The organism is uncultured Methanobrevibacter sp. (assembly GCF_937898925.1).
Lineage (GTDB): Archaea > Methanobacteriota > Methanobacteria > Methanobacteriales > Methanobacteriaceae > Methanobrevibacter.
The window spans coordinates 1-16598 of record NZ_CALDKF010000074.1 but is presented as its reverse complement, the minus strand read 5'-3'; the positions used below and the strand labels follow the sequence as shown (position 1 = coordinate 16598).

The following is a 16598-nucleotide window of genomic DNA, read 5'->3' as shown; positions in this document are numbered from 1 at the left end:
TGTTAAATAATCTAAAAACATCCCTCAATACTTTATTCTGTTCATCATACGAATCAGCTTCAAATGATGATGATTCAGAAATAGAGGCTAACATTTTTGCATCTTACCTAATCATGACTTATGAAGGTTTGGAAAGATATGCAAAAGTTAACAATCTCACAGAATGGTCCTTAGAAGAAATCATAAGAGCTGAGCAATATTTCCAAATAAGCCATCATGCAATGCTATTCAGACTTAGGGAACATGATTTCATAAGTCTTGAAGAATGTAAGGAGCTTAGGTCAGTTCAAATTGGTTATAATGCTAGAATCAATGGATTTAGTGATAGATTATATGTTCCATCTGCTAAATCAGAAAAATATTTCTCATTAGGTAAATATATTAGGTCAGTTGAAAAGGCATTTAATGATAGTAAGATAAGCCCTGGAAAACGTGATGAATTGTTATTGGATGCTTTTAGAAGTGATCTAACCTATAAATTTTTCTAATAGGGGTGTAATTCTTTAATTTTTAAAGAATTTTTGTTAATATGCAAAGGTTTAGTTTTTATTTAAAATCAATGATTTTAAAATGTGAAGGTTTAGTAAAGGGATTTTGTAGTTTTTAAGAAAACTAATAAATATATGTAAAGAGGGTGAATATGAAAACAATTTATGATATAGACTGCTTGTTATACTTTTTAAAGATAAAAAGAACAGATTTGTTGGAGGAATTATTCAATCATATTGTCATTTCCAATAAGGTCTTTAATTCTTTAAATAATCCAAGCATTCCTGATTTTATAAAAGACAAGCTAAATGATCTTGTGGATAAGGAATTCGTAAAAGTCGAGGAAATTTCATATAACACAAAGACTTTTGATATATACTATGAAATTAAAAATGACCATAAAAATCAGGTTTTAGGGGATGGAGAAGCTTCTTCCATTGCGATAGCGATTAAAAACAAGGGAGTTGTAGCTTATAACAATCCCAATGCAATAAAGGATTATTTGGAAAAATATGATTTAAGATGCATTACCTCAGAAGACATTTTCAATGATTTATTCAAAATGGGAATCATATCTCAAAAAGAGCTCGAAGGCTTTTTAGAGAAATAAGTATTCCAGACTATTTTTTTATCTTTTTTATTTTTTTATTTTTTTTATTTTTTTATTATTTTATTTTTCATCTTTTTTTTAAATTAATTTTTATAATTTTTATAGACTAAATTCAATTAAATACTTTTTCATGATTTATTTTTCTTATTTTCACATACTATTTATATAAATATTTAAATATTAGTTTACTAATATATTAGTGATGAATATTTTTTATAATGCCAAATGACAATAGTTATTTTTGCATTATATTCATACAATCATTTTTAACCTATTTCGGGGGTGAAAATATGATTTGTCCAAAATGTCATACCGTAAATGATGATGAAGAGAAATTCTGTAGAAATTGTGGCTTTCAATTGAATTCAGCAAGAATTTGCCCTACTTGTGGGAAAACAAATGATTCCAATTCCAAATACTGTAAGGAATGTGGAACTGTTTTAACTCCAGTAAACACATTTAGAAAGCAAGTTATTGAGGAAAATACTAAGAAATCTTTCTTTAGTATGTATAAGGTGCCAATTATCTGTGCTTTAGTGATCATATTGGCTATTGGAGCTGTAACCGGAATGGCTTATTACAATGGCAGTTCCGGTGGAGATGACGGTTTCAGTACAATTATCCCTACAGATGACAATGGATTCTTTAATGATGATATAAATAATGATGCAACTCAAGCGCAAATGCAGAATGATAATAAAACAAATGATACAAAAAATGATACTAATACAAGCAAAACATTAACTGAAAAGGTTGAAAACAAAACCAACCAGACCAGTAAAAACATAAATGACACTGTAAATAAGATAAAGAATCAAACTAACAGTTCTAAATCTCTAAACAGTTCAAGTGCAAAGAACAGCACATCTAAAACCATTACTGAAAAAGTCAATAAGACAGCTAAGTCTGATAAGAATAAATCCGATAAAAGCAAAATAGCCGACTCTGATAAGAATGATTCTGGAATCAATAGCATTATTCCAGGCTTTGCTACTGATTCAGATGATGACTTAAATGACACAGAAGATAATGATTTAGATGAAAATGATACAGATGATTTGAATGACAGCGATAGTGATAATCTGTCTGAATCTTCCTTAAATGAAATAGAAATGGAAGATGTTCCTAATCTTGCTCAATTGGTTTCACAAAAGAACTATGCTTTCTCTACAATTGAATATAATGGAAATGAGTATGATGAAGGTCAATGCATTTACATTTTCTCAGAATATCTTTTGAATATTGACAAGAATAAGGATTCTTCTATTGAAATCAAGGATGTTAAGGATGCTACTAATCCTTCTGGTGAAGACTTAAGCCAATCCATTGACAAGGCAGATTACTTAAGCATGGCTCAAAGAGTCCACAGTTGGATGGATCAAAAGGATACCGTTCCTAATTATGTTGGAATTAGTGGAATGGGCACTGCAGATTTATCCCCTAAAATGATGCTTAAACTATTCACTTTAGCAACTTTAGAGTATTCAATCACTGAAGAATTGCCTGAATCTGTTGATATTTAGAGTAAATATTTTAACTTTTAGAGAATTTTTATTCTCTATTCTTTTTTTATTCAATTATTTTAATTATTTTAATTTTTTTAATTATTTTATTATTCCAGTTATTTTTACTATTTTTAACTTATTTTTAAGTTTTTTTATGAAAATTCTTTAAGTTTTTTATTAAAATTTCATTGAAAATTTCTTGATTATCTATAAAAATAATAAGTTTTAAAAAATATGAAAATCATATTATATATAGTATAAAAAAATATATTTTAAGTATTTTCCAAATAAAAATTTTAAATCTTAAAAATGATTTAAAACTGTTTAATTTAAAAAACAAATGAAATTAATGATTATAAAGTGATAATATGTTAGGACCTTGGGTAGAAAAATACAGACCGCAAACTTTAGATGATGTTGTTGGACAAAAGCATATTGTAAGCAGATTAAAGCAATATGTGGAAGAAGGAAGCATGCCAAACTTAATGTTTACTGGTCCTGCAGGGGTAGGAAAAACAACATCTGCTCTTGCACTTGTCAAATCAATTTTAGGTGAGTACTGGAGACAAAACTTCTTGGAATTGAATGCATCCGATGCAAGAGGAATAGAAACTGTAAGAACAAACATCAAGAATTTCTGCCGTTTAAAACCTGTTGGAGCTCCATTCAGAATCATCTTCCTTGATGAAGTGGACAATATGACTAAGGACGCACAGCATGCTTTAAGACGTGAAATGGAAATGTATACAAAAACCGCATCATTCATACTTTCCTGTAACTATTCATCTAAAATAATTGATCCTATCCAATCCAGATGTGCTATATTCAGATTCACACCAATCAAAGCAGAAGAAATAGCTGATAGATTAAAATATATTGCAGAAGCTGAAGGTTGCCAATATGAGGATGAGGCAATAACTACAATAGTCAATTTTGCAGAAGGAGATATGCGTAAATCCGTCAATATGTTGCAATCAGCAGCATCTACCGGTTCAATCACTGAAGATCATGTATTTGAAGTTGTATCCAAAGCAAAACCACAGGAAATAAAGAAAATGGTCAATGCAGCTTTAATGGGAGACTTTATGAAATCCCGTGATATCCTAAGGGAAGTGATGATCATGCAAGGTACAAGCGGAGAAGATATGGTTAATCAGATTTACCAGGATGTCTCTTCCAGAGTGATGAATGGTCAAATGGATGGGGATATCTATATGAATCTAATTGGAGCAATAGCTGAAACAGACTTCAGAATAAGGGAAGGAGCGAATCCAAGAATCCAATTAGAGGCATTATTGGCTAAATTCTTATAGAAAGTCAATGAATCTATGAATCTAAGAGATATTGGATATAAGAATTTTATTAAGTAATTTTTATGAATTATATTTAATTTCAGGTAACAATTATGTTATGGACAGATAAATACCGACCAAAGAGTTTTGATGATGTAGTCGGTAATGTAAAGCAAAAGGCAATTATCCAAAAATGGGTTGAAAAGTGGAAAAATGGAGAACCACAACCACCTTTATTGCTTATAGGACCAGCAGGAACTGGTAAAACCACAATAGCTCATATCATTGCTGATGAATTCTCTGAATATATAGAGCTCAATGCAAGTGACAAGCGTTCACATGATTTATTGATGACAACCATTGGGGAATCAGCAAATACCTATTCACTATTTGGAAATAACCGTAAATTGATCATAATGGACGAAGTGGATGGTATTCATGGAACCAATGATAGGGGCGGAACTAAAGCATTAAATAAAATCATTAAGGAAAGCAAACAGCCTATAGTAATGATGGCTAATGATTTTTACAGCAATAAATTAACCACTATAAAGAAAAATGCCCAAGTCATTAAAATGGACAAGATCAAATCTCCTTCAATCAATAAATATTTACGTGATGTAGTGCTTAAGAATGAGGAAATAAATGTTGATAAGGATGTTTTGATGAAATTATCCAAAAGGTCCAGTGGAGATTTGCGTTCAGCAGTGAATACCTTGCAAGCTCTTGTTGAAAATGGAGGGGAGCTTACAGAAGAGGCTCTTGATTCAACAAGCCAAAAGGACAATACAAGTACCATTTTTGACACTGTAACAAGGGTATTGAAAAGCAAGAATCCTGAACATGTAAAGCGTTCTTTGTTTGAAAACAATGAGGATCCAACATTGGTTATGGAATATATAGCTGAAAACATCCCAAGGGAATATGAAAGCAATAGAGAAGTTCAGAAAGCTTATGAAATGATTTCTCAAGCGGATCTATACTTTGGAAGAACCCGTTCCAGCCAATATTACGGTTACTGGAAATATGCATCAGACTTTATGGGTGTTGGTGTATCAGTATCAAAAAGGGACACTTATCGTAAGTTCAGCAAGGTTGTAAGCCCAATGGCATTTTCCATGATGGGAAGAACCCGTGGTAAAAGAGCTTTAAGAGACCAAATAGCTTCTAAAATGGAAGAAAAGATGCATGTTTCACTTCAAGTGGCTTATACCATTTTCCCATACTTTGAAATAATGTTTGAAAATGATGAGGTTGCTTGGGAAATTTCAGACTTTTTAGAGCTTGAAGATGATGAGATCAAATTCTTCAGAAAGAAAAAGATTCCAAAATCCGTCATAAACAAGATGGAAAAGGTCAAGGCTGAAATGAGGGAAGAGGAAAAAGAAGAATGGAGAAAAACCATTAAAGATGGTATTTTTAGAGAGATTCCACCTCAAGAATTGGAAAATAATGAGCCTGATTTCATTGAAGAAGAGATTGATGATATCGATTCCCATAAGAACAGTACTGTAATAGATATCTTTGATGATTTCGATGATGCTGAATTGGATGAAATAGCTAATGAATACTCATTAAGCAATGGTCCTAAATCAAAATTAAGGAAAAAGAAATCTTCTGATGATAAATCTGAAGAAGATAAAAAAGATAAAAAAGAAGAACAACTAGATAAGGGACAAACCACCTTATTCAGTTTCTAATTTATGATAGATTTAAATACTAAAAGAGCAATATTTATAAAAGAATAATATAATAAAATTAAAATTAAAAATTTATCAAGATTATTCAAATAAAACATAGGGGTTTTAATATGAAAGGAACTTGGAAACTTAAATTAAGATTATGGCTTTCCATGCTAGTAATGTTCGGTTTACTATATGTTTTAATCATGCTTGCCGGTAATTTCCTAGGTTATGGAGGCTTTTATGGATTCTATGCAATTGCAGGTATAGCTGTTTTATTCTTGCAATACTTATTTGGTCCAAAGATTGTCGAAAGTTCAATGGGAGTTCACCAATTAAGCGAAGCTGAAGCTCCTGAACTTCACCAAATGATTGAAGAATTGGCTATGGCTGCAAATATTCCTAAACCTAAAGTAGGTATTTCAAACACTATGGTTCCTAATGCATTCGCTTACGGCAGATCCAAACGTAGCGGACATGTATGCGTTACTAAAGGAATCCTTGGTTTGCTTGATCATGAAGAGCTTAAAGCGGTTTTAGGACATGAAATATCCCACATTAAGCATAATGACATGGCAATTACCACTATAGTCAGTGCAATTCCATTAATCTGTTACTACTTGTCTTTCTCACTTATGTTTTCTGGTGGAGGGGATAATGACAATGGAGGAGCAATTTTAGGTGTATTGGCATTAATTGCTTACTTCTTAGGACAATTGATTGTACTCTTCATTTCAAGAATAAGAGAATATTATGCAGATGCAGGAAGTGTAGAATTAGGTTGCAGACCTGAAAAATTAGCTTCTGCCTTATACAAATTGGTTTATGGCGCAGCTAGAGTTCCACAATCTGAAATCAAGGACATTGAAGGAACAAAGGCATTTTTCTTGACTGACATCTCCAATGCAAGAAATGAGTTCGATAATTTAGCTCAATTAGATTTAGATCATGACGGCACTATCAGTGCAGAAGAGCTAAATGTGTTAAGAGATTCTAAAGTCAATGTAGGTACTTCCAATAAGATTATGGAATTATTGTCTACACACCCAGATATGCTTAAAAGAATAAAAAGATTAGCAGATAATAACTAATCTTTTTTAATAATTTTTAATATTTTTTAATATTTTTTAATATTTTTTAATATTTTTTAATATTTTTTAATTTTTTTAATATTTTTTTTAATAATTCTTGATTTTTTAAGATAATTTTAACATTTTATCTTACAATTTTTTATAATTTTTTAAAATAACATATATTTATATAATAGTAAAACTAATATTAGTTTGTATAATTAAAAACTAATTTATTAGTTTTCAAAAGCTCTTGCTACTAAGATTTATATACTAAAAGACAAATTTTTATATAAAATTTAATAATAATAAACAATTTAATCTTATAAATAAAATTTAAAATAATATCAATGGTGAAATGATGAGTACCGAAAGAAAGAACATTATATTAAAAGGAGGAAGAGAACATAACCTCCAAAACATTGATTTATCCATACCAAGGGACCAATTTGTTGTGGTTACAGGTTTAAGTGGTTCAGGTAAATCAACCCTTGCATTCGACACCATTTATGCTGAAGGACAGCGTAGATATGTTGAATCATTATCAGCTTATGCAAGACAGTTTTTAGGCCAAATGAAAAAGCCTGAAGTTGATTATATTGAAGGATTATCACCTGCAATTTCAATAGACCAAAAAACTACAAAGGTTAATCCAAGATCAACAGTAGGTACCATTACAGAAATTTATGATTACTTGCGTTTATTGTATGCAAGAATCGGAATTCCACATTGTCCTAAATGTGGAAGGGAAATATCTCATCAAACCATTGGTCAGATAACAGAATCCATTATTGAAGAGGGAGAAGGAACTAAGATACATGTGCTTGCTCCTGTTGTAAAAGACCGTAAAGGTGAGCATAAGGACATTTTAGAAGACTTTAGAAAGAAAGGTTTTGTCAGAGTACGTGTAGATGGTGAAATAAGAGGTCTCGATGAGGATATTGAGCTTGGAAAAAACTTCAGACACAATATTGAATTGGTAGTGGATAGGCTTGTCATCAGGGAAGGAATCGACTTCCAAAGAAGGTTATCAGATTCTGTAGAAACCGCTTGTAATTTTGCAGAAGGTCTTGTAACTGTTATGTTTAATAAAAGGGATGATGAAGGAAATGAATCCACATATGAAAAAACCTATTCCGAAGACTTTGCATGTACTAACTGTGGCATAAGTTTCCAGGAATTGACACCTCGTATGTTTTCATTCAATGCTCCTCAAGGGGCATGTCCTGAATGTAATGGAATAGGTACCAAAATGGAAATGGATCCTGACTTGATTGTGCCAAATAAGAACTTAAGCTTAAATGATGGGGCAATCGTTCCATGGTCAAAATCTACTAAAAAGGAAAATTACTATTATCAAATGCTTAAGGCAGTTGCTGATCACTTCGGATTTAGCATGGATACTCCATTTAAGGATTTAACTGAAGAAGAGCAGCACATAATTCTTTATGGTTCAAATGAAAAGGTTGCATTCGCCTTTAAAAGAAGAAACAGATCTTACAGAGTCAACCGTAAGTTTGAAGGTGTAATTACAAGAATGGAAAGATTATACATTGAAACCAAATCCAATTACAATAGAAGTTATATCTCTAAATTCATGAGCGACCGCAAATGTCCTGTTTGTGGTGGAAGAAGGCTTCGTCCAGAGGTTTTGGCAGTTACTGTAGGTGATATGAACATCATGGATGTATGTGACTTGTCCATTAAGGACAGTTATCAATTCTTCCAGGATTTGGAGCTTACAGAAAGACAGCTTTTCATTGGAAAAGAGATCTTAAAGGAAATCAAGGCAAGATTGAAGTTCCTTGTTGATGTAGGATTGGACTATATTACAATGTCAAGGTCTTCAGGTACTTTATCCGGTGGAGAAGCACAGAGAATAAGACTTGCTACCCAAATCGGTTCCGGACTTGTTGGTGTTTTATATATCTTGGATGAGCCAAGTATCGGTCTTCACCAAAGGGATAATAAGAAGTTAATTGGTACTTTAAAGCATTTAAGAGACATTGGAAACACATTAATCGTTGTAGAGCACGATGAAGAGACAATATTGTCTGCAGATTATGTTATTGATATAGGTCCGGGTGCTGGTGAGCATGGTGGAAAAATCATTGCTGAAGGAAGTCCCGAAGAGATTATGAACTCTCCAGACTCCATCACTGGAAAATACTTGTCAAGAAGGGAAACAATTCCAATCAATACAGAAAGAAGACCTGGTAATGGCAAGTTCCTAACTGTTAAAGGTGCTAGAGAGAATAATCTTAAGAATGTTGATGTGGATATTCCATTAGGAGTCTTTACATGCGTTACTGGTGTAAGTGGTTCTGGAAAAAGTAGTTTAATCAATCAGGTCTTGTATAAAGGATTATCAACCATCATAAACAAGAAGTATTTGCATCCTGGAAAGCATGATTACATTGAAGGAATAGAAAATATCGATAAGATCATTAGAATAGACCAAACTCCTATTGGTAGAACTCCACGTTCAAATCCTGCTACATATGTAGGGGTATTCACTCCTATCAGAGAGCTATTCGCTGACACTCCGGAATCTAAGGCCAGAGGATATAAGCCTGGAAGATTTAGTTTCAATGTAAAAGGAGGAAGATGTGAATCCTGTTATGGTGATGGTATCATACAGATAGAAATGCACTTCCTGTCTGATGTTTATGTTCCATGTGAAGTCTGTAAAGGTAAAAGATACAATGATGAGACATTAGATATCCGTTATAAAGGAAAGAATATCTATGAAGTATTGGAAATGACTGTGGAAGAAGCATTGAAATTCTTTGAAAATGTTCCAAGAATAGCTAAAAAGCTTCAAACATTGTATGATGTAGGTTTAGGCTATATTAAGTTAGGACAGCCTGCTACAACTCTCTCTGGAGGTGAAGCACAAAGGGTGAAATTAGCTAAAGAGCTATCCAAATCCAGCACTGGTCAAACATTATACATATTGGATGAACCTACTACAGGTCTTCATTTTGATGACATTAAGAAATTATTAAACGTTTTAAACAGATTAACTGATGCAGGTAACTCCGTTGTCGTTATTGAACATAACCTGGATGTTATTAAAACAGCAGATTATATCATCGATTTAGGTCCTGAAGGTGGAGATGGCGGTGGAGAAGTCATTGCTACTGGAACACCTGAAGAGATTGCTGAATCCGGTACTTATACTGGTGATTTCTTAAAAGAAGTCTTAAGCGAGAATATAACTGCTCATGCAAAGGAGTTAGTTGAAGAGAATGCAAGTAAATAATAGTTATCTATTATTTACTAATATTTTTTATTTTTTAAAATAAGTTTTTTTAATTTTTTTCTATTTTATATTTTAAATATTATTACTATTTTATACTATTTTACATTATTTTATACTATTTTTTTTTAAAATTTTATTTTTTAAGCAATACAGATCTTTTTTCAGCTACTTCCCTTACATATTTATCTTCATCTTTAATAGCTATATCATCTAAAACAGATACAGTCTGAATGTTCTTACATGCAGATTCACGAATCTTTGAATCCTCATCATTATATGCCAATTTGACTAGTATCTCTTGATTCTTTATTTTTGAAATGGCTTCAATACGTGCATCATTGTATTTTCCATTGATTGAAATGTCCTCTAAAAGTTTCTTATCCTTAATTCTTCTAATTGCATTTAATCTAATGTTGGAATCCTTATTGCTTTTCACTATCTCAGAGAGAACATTTTCTGATTTTATTTTAGATACTGCTTCAAGTTGACTGTCAAGATATATGGATTTTTCACTGATTTCTATTAAAAGATTCTCATTTTCTATATTATTGATAGCCATTTTGCTGATTTCCTCATGTTTTGATTCAATTGCAACATTCTTTAAATGATTTTCAAAATCATACGAATCCTCTTCATTTTCAATATAATTTTCCTTATTGCTAATGAGTTTATTTAAAGCATTTTTAGCTACAATTAAATCATCCTCTTTAATACTAATATCAATTAAATTAACTAAAGAATCAATATTTTTAATAGCTTCACTTCTAACGAAGTTATCTTTCTCTTGTAGGTATATATCTTTAATGATATTCTCATTTTTTATATCTTTTAGTGCTTCAATTCTGACAAACTTATCCTCATCATTCAATGCAATCTCTTTTAAGACATCTTCATTATCGATTTTTTCAGTAGCTTTTAACCTGGATGATGAATAGTCTGAATTCAATGCAATTTCAATCAAATCATCTTCTGAATCCAATTTCTCTATTGCTGCAGAACATACATGCTCATCCATTTCATTGAATGCAATCTCTTTTATTGTTTCAAGGCTTTGATTGTCATCAAGTTTATTCAATGCTTCAACCCTAATGAACTTATCATATTCACTGCTTCTTGCTATTTCAGATAAAATCTCTTCATCTGAAAATCTTTCCTTATTGATAATTGTATTGAATATCTTATTGTCAGAGGAATTTTTTAATATTTCAGCTAATATTTGGTTGTTTTCGATCTTTTCAACTGCATTGATTTTGACTTTTTGGTCCTTAGCATTGAGACAAACATCCATCAGAATGAGTTCATCTTCTATTTCACGAACTGCAGATAATCTGTTTTTTCCTTTCTTATCAAATTTAGCAATCTCAGCAAGGACATTTTCCTCCATTCCTAATTTGTCAAATGCTATCTGTCTGACATCACTGTACTTAGCATTGTATGCTAATTCCTTCAGGATATTTGGGTCAGTGATTCTTGAAGCGGAAATTGTTCTTACATATCTGTCCTTATTATCCATAGCCAAATCTTCCAAAACATCCTGTGATTTCATTTCCATAACCGCAGCGATTCTGTTGTTTCTATTGCTGTGGTTCATAGCGATACTTCTAAAGGTTTCATCTTTCAAAATGTCCCCTTCAGTACGTATATCATTTTTAAGACGTTTTTCTTTAGCCAGTTTTAAATCTTCTGAGCTTATATTGTCTATTGAATCAAAATCGATAGATTTTTCATCTTTTTTATTCTTTTTTTCCTTCTTGTCTTTTTTATCTTTTTTATCTTTTTTTATGAAGTCAAATAAGCCCATTTTTTCACCAAAAATAGAATTGTGTTTGATTTAATTTTTTTCTTTAATCGATTATCATTATTCTTTTTTGAATTTTTTCTCCAATACAATGATTAGTACAAATGCAATTAAAGCTAAGACAATGCATGGAATCCATGAACCTTGAATTGTAGATGTAATTTTCATAATAGGCAATCTCAATGTTCCAACCATGATTCCTATTAAAAATGCCATTGTAGCAGATTCATATTTCTCAAGCAAGTAGTTCAAGAGCTTGGAAAATCCTAAAATTCCTATTACAGCACCTATACCAAATACAAAAATTTCCACAAGATTTCTTGAATTTAAAGCATTTAGCATGTATTGATACTGTCCAAGGAGCAATAATAAGAAAGATCCAGAGATTCCTGGTAAGATCATTGCACATATTGCAATAAGTCCTGATAAGAATATTACAATTAGGCTATGATTGGTTGCAATTGGATTTAATCCTACAAATATATAGGAGAGAATTATCCCAATAACTGTAATGAGGATTAATTTGAGGTTTATATTTTCTAGTTTTGTGTATAGGATATATGCAGAAGCGAGAATCAATCCTAAAAAGAATGAAAATGTATATGCAGTTTGTGTATCAAGCAAATAGCTGATTACTTTTGCAAGGGTAATGAATGCTATTCCAATACCTAAAAGCAATGGAATGAACAATTCAAAGTCTATCTCTTCGATTAATTTATCTTTAAAACCACCAAAATCAGCTTTAAATAATGGCTTTAAAAAGCTGAATCTTATGCTGCTTATCGCATTGATCAAACGTTCATATATTCCTGTAATTAAAGCGATTGTTCCTCCTGAAACTCCAGGAACAATATCTGCAGATCCCATGAATAATCCTCTAAGGAAAATCAAGATAATTTCTTTTAAATCCAAATTCATTTTAATTCCTCAAAATCATAAAATAATATTAATTTTATTTTTTATATTTATTATTTAATATTTATATTACTTTTTATAAGTTAAATATAATTAATAAAAATATATGATATTTCTTATTAGAACTATTCTTTTTTTAAATAGAGGGTTTAAAATTGATTATTTTTCGAATTAACCGCTTAAATTAACTTAATTTAGAATCAATTAATTAATTTAATATGATTTTTTCTTAAATTCCTTATTTTCTATTTTAACTTAAAAATAAAGGGTTTTATTGAAAAATAGGTATTTTAAGTAATTTTTGAATATTAGTTTTTAAATAGAAAAACTAATTGCTTTTTAAATGAATTTTAAAAAACGGATATCCGTTATTTATTTACTTAAAGAATAGCAAATTGTGCTTATTTTTTGAAAAAAAGGCATATTTTTACTAAAAGTTTATATAAGATAAAAAATAAAATTTTAATCACAAGAATTTATATTTAGTTTATACGAACAGTTTATTTCAAAATGGAGGTGTAAATATATCGAAAAAGATAAAATTTACCCTGATTTTGGCATTGATATTGTTCTTGAGTATTAATGTTATATCAGCTAATGAAATAAATGACAATGATTTAAACAGTATTGACTCAACTGAGGCAATTGGAATTGATTCAGTTGAAAATGCTGATGACATTTCTTCCAGTGTGACTGATAATCAAGAGGAAGAAAATTCACAATCAGACGTATTATCTGAAAGCCAATCCAATGAGAGTTATGGCGATAGCAGTTCTACAGAACAGTTAGCAAGTGATAATGAGGGTTCTGTAGATTCAGATGATAACGCTGATCTTTCTTTAGAAGAATCTAAAGGAAATACAAGTATCTCTGTCTCAAAGACATCAATTAAAAGAGGTACTACATTATATATTTATTTGAAAGATAATAATGGAAATCCTATATCCGGAAAGAGTCTATTATTGGATATAGGTGGCAATAAATACAATAAGACAACTGATGCAAATGGTGCAGTTACATTAAAATTCAATTCATTTTTAGGTAAATATACCCTAAAAGTTAATTTTAATGGAGATTCTGAATATCTCTCAAGCGCTGAATCATTTGACTTGAACATCTATCAGGTAAAAACCAGCATTACTGTAGCAAGCGAATCAGTTGCTAGAGGAAAATACTTGTATGCTTACTTGAAAGACAGTTCTGGAAATGCACTTGCAGGACAGACTGTAAAGATCAGATTCAAAGGCAAGACATTTACTAAAGTGACCAATAGCAAAGGTAGAGTAAGTCTTAAAATACCTTCAGTTGCAGCTAAATATCTAACTAAAATTACCTATGCAGGTAATACCAGTTATAAGTCAAGCAGCAAATCCTTTTATTTAAATGTTTATAGAACCAAAACAAACATTACTGTTGCTAGCACTTCTGTAGTTAGAGGAAAGTATTTATATGCTTACTTAAAGGATAAGAAAGGTAATCCTTTGGTAAATAAAACCATTAGAATCAGATTCAACAATAAGAATTTCTATAAGAAAACTAACAGTAACGGTAGAGTATCCTTAAAGATCAACTCAAAATCAGGATATTATACAACCCGTATTATCTATGCTGGTTCTGGATACTATAAGCCTTTTACCAAGTCTTTCAAATTGAGATCTTATATAGCTAAGACCAAATTTACAGTAGCGAATGCAACTGTTGTTAGAGGAAAGTACTTCTATGCATACTTGAAAGACAGTTCAAATAGGGCAGTATCTGGTGAAAAAGTTGTAATTACCTTTGATGGAAAGAAGTTTACTAAAACTACTAACTCTAAAGGTAGGGTTTCATTAAAGATAAATTCCGTACCAAGCTCCTATAAGGTTAAATTAAACCATGCAGCTTCTGTCGGATATGCAGCAAGCAGCAAGTCTTTGACTGTTAAGGTCTTGACTAATGCTACAGCTAAGATAACCATAAAAAGCGCTAGTCCTGGAGAGTTCACTATCAGATTAACTGATATGAAAGGAAACCCTCTTGTTAATCAAACAGTCAGTATAACTTCCCTTTTCGGTAATCAATCCGCAGGAAGTGGAGTTAAAATGACTAAAAAAACCATTATCATTGACTCAGATAATATTTACAATAAGGCAACAGACCTTAAATTCATCAATGACATAGCTAAAATATTAAGATCCAAAGGATATACTGTTTTAGTTAATGATGATATTGGCCCTAATGAACATTGTAAAGATATCTACAAATATGGTTATGAAAACGTTTGTGTTTTCTGTATATTTGGTGGAGCTGATAGTGGTATGTTTGTTGATATGTGCAGTAACTGGTATCAGAATTACTTAGATAAATATGATAATAGGGTTGTATTAGGATTTACAAAAACTCAAGTGGATTTAGCAACTTGCAGTTGGCTTAAAAGGGCTCATGACGATGACTACAGTCCTGATAGCTTTACAGGATTAGCTAATCCTGGATCTTACTTAAATGAGCATAATATGGATTATGTTTATGGTAGAACTGCAACTGAAATGGCTAATAACTTCCTTAATTATGCTGTAAAAGGTTTAAGCATTGGTTTAAACAATACAATTCCTTGTGATATTGACACATATAAGGTAACTACTGATGAAAATGGTTTTGCAACTATTAGTGGCTTAGCTTCTGGAACTTACACTATGAAGTGTTCATATTCCAATACTGCATTAGGTTACGTTGCTGATACTGTTCAAAAAAAAGTTACAATATTATAATGTAATATCTTTATAGATATTACAATTTTTTCTTATTTTTTTAATTTTTTTTAATTTTTTTAATCTTAAATTGTTTTTATGCTATTTTTTGTATTAATTTTAATTACTAATAACTATTAATATTAGAAAAATCATATATTTAATTAGTTAATTTAAAAATTTTACTTAGTCTTATTTAGATTATTTGGTGAAAATATGTTTTATAGTACTATAATGAAAATTGATTCCATTGATAGATTAAGAGATATTAGAGATGCATTATTAGTAGAACAAGGTATCAATCCTACCAGAAATGGAGAACAAGCTATCCGCGTAGTTGTTGATAGAATTGATGAGATACAAAATACTTTAGATAAAAGAACTAATACACTCTAGTTTTTTAAAGATTATACTAATTAAAGATCTATTATATTTTTATATTAATCATTTTAGCGATAGGTTATATAATGTCAATTACATTAATCAGAAGCAGGAGACGATTAGTTCAAGCTAACTCTTATCATTCTCCTCACCATAGAAAAAATAAGAAGTTGTTAGCTACAACTCAAGCTGAAAGAGCTCAAAGAAATAGGGATAAGAAGAGAGCTCAATTGGATAGGCTTAAAAATAAGAATAAACCTAAAGCTAAGAAAAGGTCTAAAAGATCTAAAATGCCTTATAGATTTAAATATTATCAATTCCAAGATTATAAATTTAAGGAAGAATTGGAAGATTTAGAAGAAATAAATTAATTTTATTTCTTATTTTTATTTTTAAACTATTTTTATTACTTTTTAATATCTTTTTTATATATTAATAAAATTTAATTTATTATTTTACTAACTATTTTAAAATATATAAACTATTTAATATTATTAAAACTATTAGTATTATTACTAATTATTTATACAAAATTAAACTATTCGTTTATATTAAAATTAATTTTTTTTAATATATCATCAAAAATGATTGTCTTAATTTATTCGAATAGTTCGTATTAAATAAAATTAATCCATATTTTTAATTTTTTTAGAAATTTTTTGAGAATTTAAAGAATATTTTTAAGATATCGAACATTCGTAATTATTAGAATAATTTAAATCATTTAATTTTATAAAATTTTTTTGATCCTGAAAATATTCAAATAATTTAATATTTTTTACTGCAGATTCATAATCTTGAAATTTAGAATAATTCTTCCAGGTGAAATTCCAAAAATTGAAGAATAAATCGATTTTTGATTTTT

The 16598-nt window shown here is 30.2% G+C and carries 13 protein-coding genes; 10 read left to right on the top strand and 3 right to left on the bottom strand.

All coding sequences use genetic code 11. The features are described 5' to 3' along the window. From Q0409_RS05980 to uvrA, 7 genes are all read left to right on the top strand, one after another. Positions 1 to 488: ImmA/IrrE family metallo-endopeptidase (locus Q0409_RS05980; RefSeq protein WP_298536069.1), on the top strand; the 488-nt coding region annotated here is incomplete at its 5' end. 152 nt (positions 489 to 640) lie between these two features. Then, the gene (locus tag Q0409_RS05975) at positions 641 to 1099 is read left to right on the top strand and encodes a hypothetical protein (RefSeq protein WP_298536067.1); all 459 of its coding nucleotides are present in this window, start codon (positions 641 to 643) and stop codon (positions 1097 to 1099) included. A gap of 290 nt (positions 1100 to 1389) precedes the next feature. Next, on the top strand, positions 1390 to 2622 hold the full coding sequence (locus Q0409_RS05970; RefSeq protein WP_298536065.1) for a zinc ribbon domain-containing protein: 1233 nt from the start codon (positions 1390 to 1392) through the stop codon (positions 2620 to 2622). 350 nt (positions 2623 to 2972) lie between these two features. Then, positions 2973 to 3917 (top strand): replication factor C small subunit, encoded by a 945-nt coding sequence (locus Q0409_RS05965; protein ID WP_298536063.1) that lies wholly within the window; start codon positions 2973 to 2975, stop codon positions 3915 to 3917. Between the two features lie 92 nt (positions 3918 to 4009). Further along, positions 4010 to 5596: a replication factor C large subunit gene (locus Q0409_RS05960; RefSeq protein WP_298536061.1), complete on the top strand. Its 1587-nt coding sequence runs from the start codon at positions 4010 to 4012 to the stop codon at positions 5594 to 5596. A 110-nt stretch (positions 5597 to 5706) separates the two neighbouring features. Continuing rightward, a complete protein-coding gene (locus tag Q0409_RS05955) occupies positions 5707 to 6669 on the top strand; it encodes a zinc metalloprotease HtpX (protein WP_298536059.1) in 963 nt (320 codons plus the stop codon). 340 nt (positions 6670 to 7009) lie between these two features. Further along, positions 7010 to 9913, top strand: a complete 2904-nt coding sequence (uvrA, locus tag Q0409_RS05950) for an excinuclease ABC subunit UvrA (protein WP_298536057.1) — start codon at positions 7010 to 7012, stop codon at positions 9911 to 9913. A gap of 133 nt (positions 9914 to 10046) precedes the next feature. Here the strand turns inward: uvrA and Q0409_RS05945 are convergent, their stop codons facing one another. Beyond that, positions 10047 to 11714 carry a hypothetical protein gene (locus Q0409_RS05945; protein WP_298536055.1) on the bottom strand — a complete coding sequence of 556 codons (1668 nt, stop codon included), beginning with the start codon at positions 11712 to 11714 and terminating at the stop codon, positions 10047 to 10049. A gap of 57 nt (positions 11715 to 11771) precedes the next feature. After that, positions 11772 to 12578 carry a DUF368 domain-containing protein gene (locus Q0409_RS05940; RefSeq protein WP_298536070.1) on the bottom strand — a complete coding sequence of 269 codons (807 nt, stop codon included), beginning with the start codon at positions 12576 to 12578 and terminating at the stop codon, positions 11772 to 11774. 620 nt (positions 12579 to 13198) lie between these two features. On the opposite strand from Q0409_RS05940, the gene Q0409_RS05935 reads away from it, so the two are divergent. The 3 genes from Q0409_RS05935 (at position 13199) to Q0409_RS05925 (ending at position 16104) form a co-directional block, all read left to right on the top strand. Beyond that, entirely contained in the window at positions 13199 to 15373 is a 2175-nt protein-coding gene (locus tag Q0409_RS05935; protein WP_298536053.1) for a hypothetical protein, read from the top strand. 195 nt (positions 15374 to 15568) lie between these two features. Further along, positions 15569 to 15748 (top strand): hypothetical protein, encoded by a 180-nt coding sequence (locus Q0409_RS05930; protein WP_292779001.1) that lies wholly within the window; start codon positions 15569 to 15571, stop codon positions 15746 to 15748. 71 nt (positions 15749 to 15819) lie between these two features. Then, positions 15820 to 16104, top strand: coding sequence for a hypothetical protein (locus tag Q0409_RS05925; RefSeq protein WP_298536051.1), 285 nt, complete (start codon positions 15820 to 15822; stop codon positions 16102 to 16104). 309 nt (positions 16105 to 16413) lie between these two features. Here the strand turns inward: Q0409_RS05925 and Q0409_RS05920 are convergent. Further along, a partial coding sequence (locus Q0409_RS05920; protein WP_298536049.1) for a hypothetical protein occupies positions 16414 to 16598 on the bottom strand: 185 nt, incomplete at its 5' end.

What these genes read in the sequence shown, in the direction of transcription:
- Q0409_RS05975 (WP_298536067.1), top strand. Translation starts at nt 641, where the DNA reads ATGAAAACAATTTATGATATAGACTGCTTGTTATACTTTTTAAAGATA.
- Q0409_RS05970 (WP_298536065.1), top strand. Translation starts at nt 1,390, where the DNA reads ATGATTTGTCCAAAATGTCATACCGTAAATGATGATGAAGAGAAATTC.
- Q0409_RS05965 (WP_298536063.1), top strand. Translation starts at nt 2,973, where the DNA reads ATGTTAGGACCTTGGGTAGAAAAATACAGACCGCAAACTTTAGATGAT.
- Q0409_RS05960 (WP_298536061.1), top strand. Translation starts at nt 4,010, where the DNA reads ATGTTATGGACAGATAAATACCGACCAAAGAGTTTTGATGATGTAGTC.
- Q0409_RS05955 (WP_298536059.1), top strand. Translation starts at nt 5,707, where the DNA reads ATGAAAGGAACTTGGAAACTTAAATTAAGATTATGGCTTTCCATGCTA.
- uvrA (WP_298536057.1), top strand. Translation starts at nt 7,010, where the DNA reads ATGAGTACCGAAAGAAAGAACATTATATTAAAAGGAGGAAGAGAACAT.
- Q0409_RS05945 (WP_298536055.1), bottom strand. Translation starts at nt 11,714, where the DNA reads ATGGGCTTATTTGACTTCATAAAAAAAGATAAAAAAGATAAAAAAGAC.
- Q0409_RS05940 (WP_298536070.1), bottom strand. Translation starts at nt 12,578, where the DNA reads ATGGGATCTGCAGATATTGTTCCTGGAGTTTCAGGAGGAACAATCGCT.
- Q0409_RS05930 (WP_292779001.1), top strand. Translation starts at nt 15,569, where the DNA reads ATGTTTTATAGTACTATAATGAAAATTGATTCCATTGATAGATTAAGA.
- Q0409_RS05925 (WP_298536051.1), top strand. Translation starts at nt 15,820, where the DNA reads ATGTCAATTACATTAATCAGAAGCAGGAGACGATTAGTTCAAGCTAAC.